Consider the following 13,511-nt stretch of genomic DNA (forward strand, 5'->3'; position numbering starts at 1 on the left):
GCTCCCCTCAAGTACTGATTGACCCGTCGACAGCCGTCGGCTCAGCGCACGGCGGACACAACGCCGTCGTTCATGTCCTTGCAACAATCGCCACGAGCATCCACCTGCGGAGATCACCATGAATGCACACCTCAAAGTCCAGTCTCATCACCTCGAACGCGGCGCCTATCTCTACATCCGTCAATCTTCGATGCGGCAAGTCATCGACAATACCGAGAGCACCCGGCGGCAATATGCGCTTCGGGGGCGCGCGGTCGCCCTGGGCTGGCGCGACGAGCAGATTGTCGTCATCGATAACGATCAGGGCGAATCCGGCGCATCGGCGGCCTGGCGCGAGGGATTTCAGCGGCTGGTCAGCGATGTCGGCATGGGGCATGCCGGGATCGTAATGGGCCTGGAGGTCTCCCGTCTGGCGCGCAACAATGCCGACTGGCAGCGGCTGCTGGAGATCTGCGCTCTCGCCGATACACTGATCCTCGACGAGGACGGTGTCTATGACCCAGCAAGTTTCAACGACCGGCTCCTGCTCGGCCTGAAGGGAACAATGAGTGAGGCCGAACTGCATGTGATCAAGGCACGGCTGCGCGGCGGCATCCTCAACAAGGCCCGGCGTGGCGAGTTCCGTTGTCCGCTGCCGACCGGGCTGGTCTATGATCCGTCCGGCAATGTGACGCTTGATCCAGACCTGCAAGTCAGAGAGACGATCGTTCATTTCTTTGAGACGTTCTCTCGCGTCGGATCCGCCTCCCAGACCGTCAAGGTCTTTCGCAAGGAAGGCCTTCTGTTTCCATCGCGCTTGCACAACAGCGAGACGCTGTTTCGGCCGCTGACCGCATCAACGGCAATGCGTGTCCTGAACAATCCGCGCTACGCTGGCACCTACACCTATGGCCGGCGACAGTTTCGACGCACCGTCGATGGCAAGAAGATTTTACGCTCGCGCGACATTGACGATTGGCTGGCCTGCATTCCCGATGCCCATCCCGGTTATATCAGTTGGGAGCAACATCAGGAGAACCTGAAGATTCTTGAGGCGAATGGCCGTGGATATGACCTGGCACGCGCGTCAATTCCAAGAGAAGGCCCCGCGCTGCTGCAAGGCCGCGCCATATGTGGGCAATGTGGTAGGCATTTCAGGGTTCGCTACGCTGCCCGCCGCGGCCGACTGGACGCCTGGTACATTTGTGATCGCGCCCATAACGATCGCGCAGAACCCTCTTGCCAGTCGATAGCAGGGCCTCCCGTCGACCAGGCCGTTGGCACGCTGGTTGCTGAACAGATGACGCCGGCCGCCGTCGAACTGGTGCTCGAAGTCCGTAAGGAGATCGAAGCCCGTCATGAAGAAGCGGATCGGCTGCGCTACCGCGCGATCGAGCGCGCCCAAACAGAAGCCGATCTCGCCCAGCGCCGTTTCATGCTCGTCGATCCCAATAATCGCCTCGTCGCCGACACGCTCGAAGGTGAATGGAACGAGAAGCTCCGCATCCTGGCCAATGCCCGCGAAGAGCGCGAGCGCGCCCGCGAGCAAGATCAATTCATTCTCGATAAGGCTGTCCATGAGCGGTTGGTCGCAATGACGGCGGACTTCAAAAAGCTTTGGGCCGACCCGGATACCCCGAACCGCGAACGGAAGCGACTGCTTGCCCACATTGTCGAAGACGTCACCCTCGTCAAATTACCGGCGAAAGGGACGACCAAGGTTCACATTCGATTTAAGGGTGGCAAAACCCAGACGCTCACCACCATCAGCCCAAAATCCTCCGCCCAGCAGATAACGACACAACCCGGCGTGGTCGAATTGGTCGACAGGCTCCTTGACGACCACGTCTATTCCGAAATCGCCGAACTTCTCAATCAGCAAGGATATCGCCCGGGCGAGGCAGGGCGTCGCGGCCGTCAGGACGCCCGCTTCACACCTTTGCGAATCGCCTATCTCGTGCACCAATACAAGTTGCGTCCACGCCATGATCGCCTACGCGAGCGCGGAATGCTGACAAAACAGGAAGCAGCGGCGCGCCTCAATGTCCACGAACAAACCGTCACCAGATGGGCCAAGCACGGCCTCATCGCCAGCCATGCCTCGAACGGACATCATTACCTTTACGAAATTCCCGATGGAGACCTGCCGCGGAAACAATGCAGCCGATGGAACCGGCTCATTGATCGGGCAGCCGCACGCGTACAAAGTGCCAGCCACGCAAAACTTGTCCGCTGAAGAAGAAAGAGGCGTAGTATGGACGCAAATCGTTGTAGAATAGGCAGAACCCCTGGCCGTCCCACCAGAGAAGCTTGATCCGGTCAGCGCGCTTTCCGCGGAAGCCGAAGATCGCGCCCGAGCCCGGCGCCTCCTTCACGACCGTTTCGACCAGCGCCGATAGGCCATCGATGCCACGCCGCATATCCGTCACTCCGCAGGCCAGGTAGACCCGCACATTCCCCGATGGCCCGATCATGCCGCCTCCACGCAAGCGACGAGCGGGCCAAGCAGCTTCAACTCAACGTCAACCGGAACCTTCAAGCTCCGACCGTTTCGAAGCAAGATCTCGACGATCGCCGGCCTCGTTGCTGCGGTAGACGGCTGGCTTACGCCAACCTCCTCGGTAATTTCCACCGGGAGGAATACCGTCGGCCGATCGGCATAGCTGAATGATTGCCGCCACAAGCGGATCTGGCCCGGATGAATGTCGTGCCGGCGCGCCACATCGCCAATGCGAGCACCGGGCTCATCAGCTTCCGCAAGTATCCTCAGCTTCGCCTCGTCCGACCAACGCCGTCTGCGCTCGGTACCGGACATGATCTCTATGCGAGCCATGAAACCTCTTTGTTCTGGCATTAATGTCAGCACTAATGCTGGTTCTAATGCCAGAACATCGCCTGATTTGCCCGATCAGCAAAAACAGCTCACCGGACGCTCACGCTCAACCAGTTCCGGCAATTTCGAAGACGTCCGCCGCCCCTCGAGCTTCCGCTCCATCAGCATGCGGGCCAGCGCCAGCCGGTCATGCTCTTTCATGCCGATCTCGGCGGCCGCCAAAAGACCGTGGGCGATGGCGAGTAGCCGAGTCTCGCGGTCGCGATGACGACGGCGATCGACGGGAATGGTTTTCAGGCCGAGATTGATGGCGGCGAGATGCGCGACGCTGGTGATGCCGGCCTGACGCAGAATGGATGCGCAAAACAGCCGGCCGAGCCACGGCGCATGTTGAAGGACCGACAACTCATTCCAGGCATCGAGGGCGACGATCGCTTGCAGCACCGCCGGCAGGTGTTCGGCTTGGCGCAGCACTTCGCGCCATTCGTCGAGCCGCGCATCCTCGTCCCAGTCGGGCTCATAAACGAGCGGGTCTTTTTCGGCCGCGGCGCTGGCGCCGGCACGGCCAGGCCGTGTGGCGATCTCGATCGCGGCGTCCGACCGCGCCAACACCGCATCGATGGCAGCAAAGTCGACGCCGGCGAGATTGTCCGCGTCATCATCATCCCCCTCCCCTTCCGGATCGACGGCCACGGCGATGACAGGTCGTATGGCGCCGGCGCCGACCAGGTTGATGTCCGACGTCTGTCGCAAAGTTCGGATACCCACTGTCGATAACGCCCAATCCGGGGACTGCGCGGCGATGCGCCGGCGGGTTCGCAAAACGTCGCGGGCGATGGTAAGTTCGTGGGTCGGAGTGCGGATGTCGCGCGTGGCGTCGTGGAGGACGAGATCTTCGAGATGGACGAGCTCGCCGTCGATCCATAGCGAGGCACAGGCATCGGCAAAGTTTTGGCGTTCGATCCAGCCTTCGCCGACCGGCGAGCGGGCGATGCGCTCGTCGAGACGCGTCAGAGCGATGCCGGCGTCGAAAGCCGGCCGCATCAAGGTAGCCATGCTGATTTTCGCAAGATCGTAAGCCATTGATATTATGGTAAATGATTTGCTAAACGAACTCTATATGAAAGTTACTGTTCTTCACATGGGATGGTTGCTAGTTGGCGTCATAACTATCGATAAGTACTGGTTATCGATGGTTATTGATTTCACGGTGCAAATCGGAAATGTCGGTCTTCCTGGATCGGTGGAATCGCCTGCAAATCCGGGCTTTTCGCTGTTTTTCGCCCAGGTTCGGTGGACTCATTTGCCTAATTGAGCGGACTAGCGCTTGCCGAAGCGGGCCGGGCAGGCGCCAATCCTCGATCGATTCTGTTCGTCAAAACCTGTCCAAAACGACGGATCGGATCTCATCCCTTCCGAAACAACCGATTTTGCGCAATTTCCGCCACAGAAGCCCGCTGGCGCGCATTTGGCAGTCGCGATGGATCAGCTGCCTGTCCGTAACCGGAAACCGCGCCCTACAGCTCCCCATTTTGGTCGTAAAACACGCTTGCAAAGGTACCTTTCTTCATGTGCTCGCTGCTTGAACTAGCAGACATGACGACGCGAGGGCGCGCTTCTCGCTCCTTTTTGCGATGCCACCTGAAATTGTCATCTTGCAACCGGTAGAGGCAGTAGATAGCCTCATGATGCCAGTTCTAACTCTGACGTGCCAGAGTCCTGGATAGTTAGCAGCCTGAAGGGGGAAAGCTTGAAACCTTTACTGACCGCGCCTGTATTTTTAGCACTATTTTCTCTGAGTGCATGTGCAACTTCGTCCTCACCCAACTCGGTAGCGGGCCTAACCTCTGATGCTTGCGGTGCCTCTCGATATCAAAAGTTTGTCGGAGGCCCATCCTCTGCCACGGCGGGGCTGAAAATACCCGGAGATTCGCGACACTATGGAAGTGAAGAACGGGTTGCTACCGATACGCCTTCGCGTTTGAATTTCGTCCATAGTGGCACCGCAGTCCAGTCCGTGACTGATCCGAAATCCAAGGTGATACGCGTATTTTGTGGATGAAAGCACGGTAAAGCCAGAGCAAGCCTGCATCTGTGAATAAGCACGGCGGAATGCTCGCAAAAACAATCGTTTAGCGCCGATCGGCGCCGAAATCCCGTGCCGCATCACACTCGTACTCATTTAGGAATTTGCAATGCGCCCTCTACTGCCCTTGATCGCCGGTATTGCTCTCATGACGGCTCTCTCCAGCTGTGTGACGACGCCGTACGTAGCCTCCCCTCCTCCAGCAGGCTGGAAGCGTTTTCATGCCGCTAAAGGTGGCTGTGCCATTGCTGTTCCGGATTGGATGAAAATAGCCGATGGGGCGGCAGGCGCAGCTCAGACCCAGCCTGGCAATGTCAGCCGAATTACGGTTGTGTTCTTCTTGCCCGAAGTCGGCGATTATCAGCGCACCACGAGGGTGATGTCGATGGTCGATCCAAGCATGAAAATCATGAGCCAATCAGGGCGCGGGACGATCAGTGTAGTCAACACATCTGCGGGCAGCTTGTGGACGATCATTAGCAACACCACGCCTGCTTGCAGCGTTAAGATTACCAGCTACGCGCCGCCTGCCGGTGGGATCCCGGTTGTAATTTCGACCATGGCCGCGCAATTGGGCCCGGAATAGGCCCCTGCTACTCCACGGAAAATCTCTTCGATGTCGCGGGCAAACCGCCGGCACTGCTCGTATCGCCTGGGCATTGTTGGCGCGCAACCAAAACTATGTCGCTGGAGCAAGCATGGCATAGCGGGATCTTCCGTTCGGCAGTGCAAAACAGCAAGTTGGACGGTAGATAGCGAGGGTGATGAGATGTGATGGCAAACCGACCGAACCGGGGATTGGATTAATCCGAGATTCTCAAGGCGCTTCGAGCGCGCAAATTTGATTGGAACCCGATCCGCGGACTTCATCAGGGCCTGCGGCCATACGCGCCGCCTCGTAAAGGCCGGACACATGGCTTGCACCCGACCAGGATGGCATCACAGATTTTCTCTCTTGCAAAAAACGGCCGCTCCACACATGAGATTTTGGCTCGTGAGCTAGCACCTAAGCGGAGCGAGGTCGCGCGCCGACTTCAAACCATGCCGGGAGTGGGGCCGCTGATCGCACTGGCCGTCGAGGCTTTCGCGCCGGCGATGCAGAGCTTCCGATCCGGTCGGGACTTTGCCGCTTGGCTCGGCCTCGTTCCACGACAATTCTCTTCTGGTGGAAAAGAAAGGCTCGGCCGGGTGTCGAAGGCTGGCCAGGCCGATATCCGCAGGCTCCTGATTATCGGGGCAATGGCTCGCTTGAGTTGGGCGGGTCGCAAACCGCCAGCACAAGGATCGTGGCTTTCGCGGATGCTCGCGAAGAAGCCGCGCATGCTGGTGGCGATCGCATTGGCGAACAAGATGGCTCGGACAATATGGGCCATGCTGACGAAGCAGGAAGATTATCGAGACCCGGCTCTGGCTATGGCGGGGTGACAAGAAACCACCACGGTAGCCAGGACCGGCAAGGAGGTGTGAGAAGTCGATGCCCTGAATGGGCGCATGATCGAACAGATCGGGAACGGGAAAACCAGCGATTAACTGAGGGCGTAAAGCTCTTTTGGCAGATTTGGACCCGATCCGCAGATCACCATATCGGCCGGCGGCTTTTGAAAGTGCCGCAACGAAAGGCCTGACAGAAGACCGCACTCGATCACACGTCAAAAAGGGTCAGACACTACTTGCGCAACGGACGGCAACCACAGAAGTTAATTTGAGATCGTATGCCCACCCTTCATTGGATAATTGAGGGTTTAAGTATCTGTAAACATGGGGTTTAGCGGATGTCATCTCCGAAGATATGAGGCTGCTGCTATTGCGGAAAATCTCAAATTAACTGCTCAATCTCAAATAACGTGGCGCGTTATATTGTTGAAAATATTGGACGCACAGTCTCACGATTAAATGCAAAGCGACAGATTCAGATTCGTCGTAGAATTGGAATCCCCCAAGAGTCAAAACGGCGCTCGCTGGCATCATGAGTTTGCAGCAGGACGATGGCGCAACCAAGCACCACGAAACAAAAAACCTGGCTCATGAACTTCCGTTACTACCAGGATGAAATTCCGAAAATGCTAATATAATCTCTCTAAATAAAGCTCCTGATGTGATAAAATCGGCTACCGGTTCGAGGAGGAGATGCCGGTCGACGTTTCGACTTGTCGCAGAGTGGTTCGCATGGGTGTCGAGGCAGCGTTTCCGCCATGCCGGAAAGGGTGAGGCCCCCCGAAGAAGGCCTCTGGATAACTGCTCGGAATGGGAGGTGTACAATGCTTCGCAAATTGTTTCTCACCTTGGCTATTGCGGCGTCCGCACTCGCGATCAACGGAGTAGCATGGGCCGACATTACGATCCTCGTGCCATCAGGCAGCGAGGGCGACGGTCTTAGGGCCGCTGCCAACGACTACGCGAAGATGAAAGGCACGAAGGTGGAGGCCGTCCAGGCGCCTTATGCCAATGTGTTCGAACAGGGCGCCAATGCCGGCGCCACCAAGTCCGGCGTCTTCGATATCATCCTAATGGACGATCCGTGGATTCCGTTTTTCGCCGAGAACGGACATCTGGAGGATCTGACGGCTTTCTTCAAGAAGGCCGGAATGACGGGACCGGACAGTGATTTCCTTTCGAAGTCGCTAGCGGTCTGCCGCAACCCCTACAATACGGGACCCTATGTGTGCCTGCCCTATGTGGGAAATGCGCAGATGTTCTTCTATGACGCTGCCAAGTTCAAGCAAGCCGGCGTCGACGTTCCAAAGACCTGGGATGACGTGCTGAAGGCGGGCAAGACGCTGACCAAAAGCGGCGGCGGCCGTTATTACGGCTACGTCTTCCGCGGAGGTCAGGGCAACCCGGTGGTTGCCGATTTCATGCCGATCTTCTGGTCCTATGGCGCGGATATGTTCAACGCCGACCGGACCAAGGTGACGATCAACACGCCCGAAGGAGCCGCCGCCATGAAGACGTTTATGGCGCTCCGTGATATCTCACCGAAGGGGGTCGAGAGCTATAACGCCAACGAGGTTGGCACAGCGCTTGCCGCCGGCACGGCCGCTTCATCGATCAACTGGCCGAACTGGGTTGCGACCTTCGAAGATCCGAGCCAGTCGAAGATGGTCGGCAAGATTTCCTATAGCCCCATTCCCGCTGGAACCAAACCGGGAAGCTCGGAAATCGGTCACTGGACCATGGGCATCATGTCGGCTTCCAAAAACAAGCAGGAAGCCTTCGACTTCATGATCTGGGCGACCTCTCAGGAGCAAATGAAGATTTCCGCCGAGCGCGGCAATCCACCTGTACGGACCTCGGTCTTCACCGATCCGGAACTGACCTCGCAACAGAAGTTCCGGCACTATCCGGTGTTGATGACTGCGATCCAAGCCTCGACTCCCCGTCCGCGTCACCCGAAGTGGCCAGAGATCGAGAATGCCTTCGGCATCGAGCTTTCCAAGGCGGTAGCGGGCACGATCACACCGGAAGAGGCCCTGAAGAACGCGCAGGCGGCGGTCGAACAGATTACGGGCCTTAAATAAGCAATGTGCCGCGACACGAGCGGAGTTTTCGGACGCCGCTCTTGTCGCGGAGCTGACAATGGCCTTCGGTGACCGTGAAACCGACAGTTAAGGCGTGCCGGGGCAGGCTTTGCGGGAGAGATCAATGTTGAAGGTCGAAAGCAGCATCTTGACCGCGCAGCTCCAGATGGGTGGCGGTCTGGAGCGATGGGCGGAACGTCACCTGCGCTTCCTCATGCTTGCGCCGACGGTCCTCATACTGCTAGGCCTGACGATCTTTCCCAGCGTCTACATGTTCTATGCAGCGGTTCACAAAATCAGCCCGAATCCCGATCTGCCTTGGGAGTTCGTCGGTGCCGGCAATTTCGTGCGGCTTCTTTCCGACGCGCAATTTCACGTCGCGCTCCGGAACACCATCGTATTCACAGTCGCGGCGGTGGTGACCGAATTCCTCCTTGGTCTCGGCCTGGCGCTACTGCTCGATAAATTCATCCGCCGGCTGACCTTTCTGAAGACTGTCCTGATGATCCCCATGATGCTGCCGCCGATCGCAGTCGCGATCACATGGAAGCTCATCTACGAGCCGCAGTTCGGTGTCCTGAACGAAATCATGTTCCGCCTTGGCCTACCATTGCAGGCATGGGCCGGCGACGTGAACCTCGCGATGTTCTCGATCATCGTCGCCGATGTCTGGCAATGGACACCGTTCATATTCCTTCTGATGTTGGCCGGGCTGGCCAGCCTGCCGGTCGAACCCTACGAAGCCGCCGCGCTCGACGGCGCCTCGTCCTGGCAGCAGTTCTGGGACCTGACGCTGCCCTTCCTTAAGCCGGTGATCGCTATTGCCTTGCTCCTGCGTGTCATGGATGCGTTGCGTCTTTTCGATCTGGTCTTCATCCTGACGGGAGGTGGCCCGGCTGACCGGACCAAGGTCTTGAGCCTTTATATCTATCAGGTCGCCTACCGCTTCGCCGATCCAGGCTACGCGGCGGCGATGTCGCTTTTCGTGCTGTTTGTGACGATCATTCTGAGCACTTGGTTCATGAAACGCATGCGGCTGGCGGAATGACCATGACGCTGGCAAAAACCATACATGCGCGCAGCCGTACCAGAGAGGTGCTCATCCGCCTGTCGGCCTATCTGACGATCTTTGTCGCGCTGGTCGTCACGCTTTTTCCCGTCTATTGGATCGCGTCGAACTCATTCAAGTTTGATATCGACATTTTCGCCGTGCCGCCGGAGTGGCTACCCCGAAACCCGACGCTGAAACACTACGATGAAGCGTTCATCCAGCGTCCGTTCCTGCGCTACGCGCTGAACAGCTTTCTCGTCGCCGTGGGAACGACCGTCGTTTCCGTGACCTTCGGCACCATGGCTGGTTATGCCTTGGCACGGTTCAGTTACCCGTGGCAGTGGCGGAAGCAGATTTCGTTCTGGATCCTGTCGACGCGCATGATGCCGCCCATCGTCAGCATCATTCCGCTCTACCTGTTCTTCAACTATTTCCACATGCTCAACACGAAGTCGGCTCTCATTGTCGCCTACACCGCCTTCAATCTGCCCTTCGCGACGTGGATGATGAAGAGCTATTTCCAGGATCTTCCGGTCGAACTGGAGGAAGCAGCGATCGTCGACGGCGACACGCGGTGGGGCGCATTCCTGCATGTGGCGTTACCCCTTGCCCGGCCCGGGCTTGCGGCCACCGCCATCTTCTGCCTGATCATCTCGTGGAACGAATTTCTGTTGTCCCTCATCATCACGCTCACCGAGCAGTCACAAACACTGCCGATCGGCATTGCCGGGCGCGTGACACAGTACAACACCTATTGGGGCGAAATCAGCGCAGCGGGTTTCATGGCCTGCGTGCCGATCGTCATTTTCGCCTTCATCGTCCAGAAGCATCTCGTCCGGGGATTGTCCCTGGGCGCTGTCAAAGGTTGAGACCTATGGCGTCCGTCACATTCAGAAACGTCAGCAAGAAGTTCGGCGAATTTGTTGCTGTGACGAATTTCAACCTCGAGATCATGGACAAGGAGTTTCTCGTTCTGCTCGGCCCCTCCGGCTGCGGCAAGACAACGACCATGCGCATGGTTGCCGGTCTGGAGGAGGCGACGTCGGGCGATATCTACATCGATGCGGATCGCATCAACGGTGTCCTGCCCAAGTATCGCGACGTCGCGATGGTCTTCCAGTCATATGCCCTATATCCGCATCTCACTGTCGAGGACAATATCGGCTACCCGCTGAAGATCCGCAAAGTGCTGCCTGCCGAACGCAAGCGACAAATAGCCGAGGTCGCGCGGCGTGTGGAACTCGACACGATGTTGTCCCGTCTGCCGAAGGAACTCTCCGGCGGCCAGCGCCAGCGGGTGGCACTCGCCCGCGCGATTGTTCGCACGCCACGCGTCTTTCTGATGGACGAGCCGCTGTCCAATCTTGACGCCAAGCTTCGCACCCAGATGCGCGCCGAGCTGAAACACCTTCAACATGAGCTGCAGGTCACGACGATCTACGTCACCCACGACCAGATAGAGGCGATGACACTTGCCCACCGAGTGGCCGTGATGAACAAGGGCGTGATCGAGCAGCTTGGGACGCCGCGGGAAATCTACAACGATCCGCGCACTCTCTTCGTCGCCGGATTTATAGGCTCGCCGCCGATGAACCTGATTCCTGGAGAAGTGAAGAACGGCGTGTTCGTTAGTGCCGACCTCAGAGTCGGGGGTATCGGTCGGGCAAACTTCTCCCGAGCCGTCCTCGGTGTCCGCCCGGAGGACGTCCATCCGGCCGAAGCCGGTGATCCGGACGTCAATCTGGTTGCGCCGATCTATTCGGTGGAACTCACAGGCGAGAATACGCTTGTCAGCCTCCGGTTGGGCGGTCAGCTCATAACCTTACGCGCTGATAAGAATTTCACCGGTCAGATCGACCAGCAGATCGGTGTCAAGGTCGCGACGGATCGCGTGTTTCTCTTCAATGGCGAGACTCAAGATCGTGTTGACTTCTAGCGTTTGGACGGCGGCGATGGTGATCGCCCTTGCATTCCCGGCGGCCGCTGCTGATGTCGGCCCTATCGCCGGAAATCCGCTGATCGAAATTCCTGCCGGCGCGTTCGTCTTTGGGCGTGACGACGGCCCCGAAAACGAACGTCCGCGCCGCGTGCTGGAGGGTCGGGCGTTCGCGATCAATCGCACCGAAATCACGAACCGGCAATATGGACGCTTCGTCAATGCCACCGGTCACCGCCCGGCCTTCTACGCAAATCACCCGATCTTGGGATTGGACGACAGGCCGGTCGTCGGGGTAAGTTGGGGAGACGCCGATGCTTTTTGCCGTCACTACGGATTGGAGCTGCCGTCGGAGCCGCAATACGAGAGGGCGGCGCGAGGAACCAAGGGCGACGCGTTTCCATGGGGCGACACCCCGCCAGACGATACGCGGGCAAATTCCGGAGCGGATGTCTGTTGCTCTGGCGACGCGCGAGACGGGTATCCGATGACCGCACCGGCGGAGTCCTTCACCGCTGGAGCGAGCAAAGAGGGCGTCCTCAATCTTGTTGGCAATGTCTGGGAGTGGACCCGCGATCTCTACGCGCCGTATGAAGGTGGGACGGCGCCAAGGAGCGCCGGGCCGTATCGCGTGCTTCGCGGTGGTTCCTGGAATAGCGATCCAAACCACCTTACGACGACCTATCGCCTCGCCTATGATCCGGAATTCCGGTTCTCAGCCAATGGTGGCTTCCGATGCGTCCGTTCTACGCCTTGATTATCGTCACTGGTCTCCTGTTTCTGGCAGTCGGTGCTAGCGCCGAGCCGACAGCTGCGCCCGGCTACGCGCTCGAGACCTTCAACATGCCGGGTGCGGCCTTTGCCGGCCTATCCCGCGACGCCGGGAGCTTGCTCGTCAGCGATCTCGCCAGTGGCAGGCTCTACCGGCGCGGCGCGGACGGCAAGCTTGTCGCATTCGGTCCGGTATTTCCCCACGGCCTCGACGTGATGGGCGACCCCACCGGCCCTTATCATGTCGTCCGCGCCGGCGATGTCCTTGTCGTCGCCCAGGGTGCGACGCCGGTCAATTCCGACGAGGGTCCGTTTGACCACGCCCTCGTTGCGCTCGACGCCGCTGGCCAGGCCCGTGTCATCAGCAACGATTTCTGGAATCCGTTCGACTTCATCGTGGCGGGCGGAACCTACTACGTGATCGATTCCGCTCGAAACAGTGTCGAACGCGTGCAGGCGGACGGCCGGAAAAGCACGCTCTTGACATTCCGCCGCATGAGGGAGGCGGCCACGGCGCTGCACAGCCTTTCGCCGACGGAGTTCACGGAAGGCAACAGCTACGAAGTGGACGCGGTGCCGACCGGCATCGCCCTTCACGACCAGCGCCTCCATATTGCGCTGTTTGGCGGCTTTCCTTTCCTTGCTGGTGCTGGAAAGATCGTGTCGATTCCCGAAGTCGGCGATGCATCAGAGCCGCGGCTTGATGTCGAAGGACTCAATGCGCCCTTGAGTATCGCCTTCGATAATGATGGAGATATGCTTGTCCTCGAACATGGCACCTACAACCAGAAAGAAGGTTTCCTGAAGGGTAGCGGGCGATTGCTCAAGCTCAATAAAATAACGCACGACCGAGAGATCATTCTCGACGGACTGACCCGGCCAGTGTCCGTTCTTGCCTGGGACGAGCGGCGGCTCGTCGTTTCCGAGCTGGGCGGCAACCTCTATTTTCTGACACGCGAATCTGCTCGCTGACCACCGGCTCGAATGCGCATCGAGGCACAGAGGCTGTCGTATGGCACGTAAATGGGGGAACCGCGTGCAACGGAGCGTTATCTGACCGGGTGTCCTTGCGGGGGCGCACGCCCATGCAACGGAGTTCATAAGTGATTCTCATGTCCGTTTTCAAGAGTTTGGGCATAGGTTTTTCTTGTCGCCTTTTTCAGCGTCGACGAGGGACAAATATGCTGCCTATTGCAGGACGCGGCGGCATTGAGACGACGGTTGATCAGACTCTGATGCGCGGGTTGAATACCGCAGGACCGTGGTTCGTCTCGGGCCTTCCTCTGTCTCACATGGCGCGTGTTGCCGTTTCAGGCTCGCAGAATCACAACGAGGGT

11 protein-coding genes and 1 pseudogene are annotated in these 13,511 nt (G+C 58.6%); 9 read left to right on the forward strand and 3 right to left on the reverse strand.

Annotated features, from left to right (window positions below):
* Positions 1-118 precede the first annotated feature (118 nt).
* Positions 119-2,215 carry a recombinase family protein gene (locus tag QD409_RS29815; RefSeq protein WP_430764440.1) on the forward strand — a complete coding sequence of 699 codons (2,097 nt, stop codon included), beginning with the start codon at positions 119-121 and terminating at the stop codon, positions 2,213-2,215.
* Here the strand turns inward: QD409_RS29815 and tnpB are convergent.
* From tnpB to QD409_RS29830, 3 genes are all read right to left on the reverse strand, one after another.
* The gene (gene tnpB / locus QD409_RS29820; RefSeq protein ID WP_430764441.1) at positions 2,157-2,453 is read right to left on the reverse strand and encodes an IS66 family insertion sequence element accessory protein TnpB; all 297 of its coding nucleotides are present in this window, start codon (positions 2,451-2,453) and stop codon (positions 2,157-2,159) included. The genes QD409_RS29815 and tnpB overlap by 59 nt on opposite strands.
* Entirely contained in the window at positions 2,450-2,812 is a 363-nt protein-coding gene (tnpA, locus tag QD409_RS29825) for an IS66-like element accessory protein TnpA (protein ID WP_105374904.1), read from the reverse strand. The genes tnpB and tnpA overlap by 4 nt, the downstream gene beginning before the upstream one ends.
* Positions 2,813-2,887: 75 nt before the next feature.
* Positions 2,888-3,904, reverse strand: coding sequence for an RHE_PE00001 family protein (locus QD409_RS29830; RefSeq protein ID WP_430764449.1), 1,017 nt, complete (start codon positions 3,902-3,904; stop codon positions 2,888-2,890).
* 1,103 nt (positions 3,905-5,007) lie between these two features.
* On the opposite strand from QD409_RS29830, the gene QD409_RS29835 reads away from it, so the two are divergent.
* The 8 genes and pseudogenes from QD409_RS29835 to QD409_RS29870 all read left to right on the forward strand — a co-directional run bounded on the left by QD409_RS29835 (position 5,008) and on the right by QD409_RS29870 (position 13,146).
* The gene (locus tag QD409_RS29835; protein ID WP_430764442.1) at positions 5,008-5,484 is read left to right on the forward strand and encodes a hypothetical protein; all 477 of its coding nucleotides are present in this window, start codon (positions 5,008-5,010) and stop codon (positions 5,482-5,484) included.
* 422 nt (positions 5,485-5,906) lie between these two features.
* Positions 5,907-6,323: pseudogene (locus QD409_RS29840) on the forward strand (transposase); the annotation flags it as partial.
* 833 nt (positions 6,324-7,156) lie between these two features.
* Complete coding sequence (locus QD409_RS29845; RefSeq protein ID WP_430764443.1) at positions 7,157-8,416, forward strand: ABC transporter substrate-binding protein; 1,260 nt, start codon at positions 7,157-7,159, stop codon at positions 8,414-8,416.
* Between the two features lie 124 nt (positions 8,417-8,540).
* Positions 8,541-9,464 carry a carbohydrate ABC transporter permease gene (locus QD409_RS29850; protein ID WP_430764444.1) on the forward strand — a complete coding sequence of 308 codons (924 nt, stop codon included), beginning with the start codon at positions 8,541-8,543 and terminating at the stop codon, positions 9,462-9,464.
* The gene (locus QD409_RS29855) at positions 9,461-10,336 is read left to right on the forward strand and encodes a carbohydrate ABC transporter permease (RefSeq protein ID WP_430764445.1); all 876 of its coding nucleotides are present in this window, start codon (positions 9,461-9,463) and stop codon (positions 10,334-10,336) included. Before QD409_RS29850 ends, QD409_RS29855 begins: the two co-directional genes overlap by 4 nt.
* A gap of 5 nt (positions 10,337-10,341) precedes the next feature.
* Complete coding sequence (locus QD409_RS29860) at positions 10,342-11,403, forward strand: ABC transporter ATP-binding protein (protein WP_430764446.1); 1,062 nt, start codon at positions 10,342-10,344, stop codon at positions 11,401-11,403.
* A 16-nt stretch (positions 11,404-11,419) separates the two neighbouring features.
* On the forward strand, positions 11,420-12,160 hold the full coding sequence (locus QD409_RS29865) for a formylglycine-generating enzyme family protein (protein ID WP_430764447.1): 741 nt from the start codon (positions 11,420-11,422) through the stop codon (positions 12,158-12,160).
* Positions 12,139-13,146, forward strand: coding sequence for a ScyD/ScyE family protein (locus QD409_RS29870; RefSeq protein WP_430764448.1), 1,008 nt, complete (start codon positions 12,139-12,141; stop codon positions 13,144-13,146). Before QD409_RS29865 ends, QD409_RS29870 begins: the two co-directional genes overlap by 22 nt.
* Positions 13,147-13,511 lie beyond the last annotated feature (365 nt).

Origin of the sequence: Rhizobium sp. BR 315, from assembly GCF_050577975.1 — a bacterium.
Taxonomy (GTDB): Bacteria; Pseudomonadota; Alphaproteobacteria; order Rhizobiales; family Rhizobiaceae; genus Rhizobium; species Rhizobium miluonense.

Bases quoted from the DNA above. Each gene is read 5' to 3' on its own strand.
- QD409_RS29870 (WP_430764448.1), top strand. From the start codon at position 12,139: ATGCGTCCGTTCTACGCCTTGATTATCGTCACTGGTCTCCTGTTTCTG.
- QD409_RS29860 (WP_430764446.1), top strand. From the start codon at position 10,342: ATGGCGTCCGTCACATTCAGAAACGTCAGCAAGAAGTTCGGCGAATTT.
- tnpB (WP_430764441.1), bottom strand. From the start codon at position 2,453: ATGATCGGGCCATCGGGGAATGTGCGGGTCTACCTGGCCTGCGGAGTG.
- QD409_RS29850 (WP_430764444.1), top strand. From the start codon at position 8,541: ATGTTGAAGGTCGAAAGCAGCATCTTGACCGCGCAGCTCCAGATGGGT.
- tnpA (WP_105374904.1), bottom strand. From the start codon at position 2,812: ATGGCTCGCATAGAGATCATGTCCGGTACCGAGCGCAGACGGCGTTGG.
- QD409_RS29865 (WP_430764447.1), top strand. From the start codon at position 11,420: ATGGTGATCGCCCTTGCATTCCCGGCGGCCGCTGCTGATGTCGGCCCT.
- QD409_RS29855 (WP_430764445.1), top strand. From the start codon at position 9,461: ATGACCATGACGCTGGCAAAAACCATACATGCGCGCAGCCGTACCAGA.
- QD409_RS29835 (WP_430764442.1), top strand. From the start codon at position 5,008: ATGCGCCCTCTACTGCCCTTGATCGCCGGTATTGCTCTCATGACGGCT.
- QD409_RS29815 (WP_430764440.1), top strand. From the start codon at position 119: ATGAATGCACACCTCAAAGTCCAGTCTCATCACCTCGAACGCGGCGCC.
- QD409_RS29845 (WP_430764443.1), top strand. From the start codon at position 7,157: ATGCTTCGCAAATTGTTTCTCACCTTGGCTATTGCGGCGTCCGCACTC.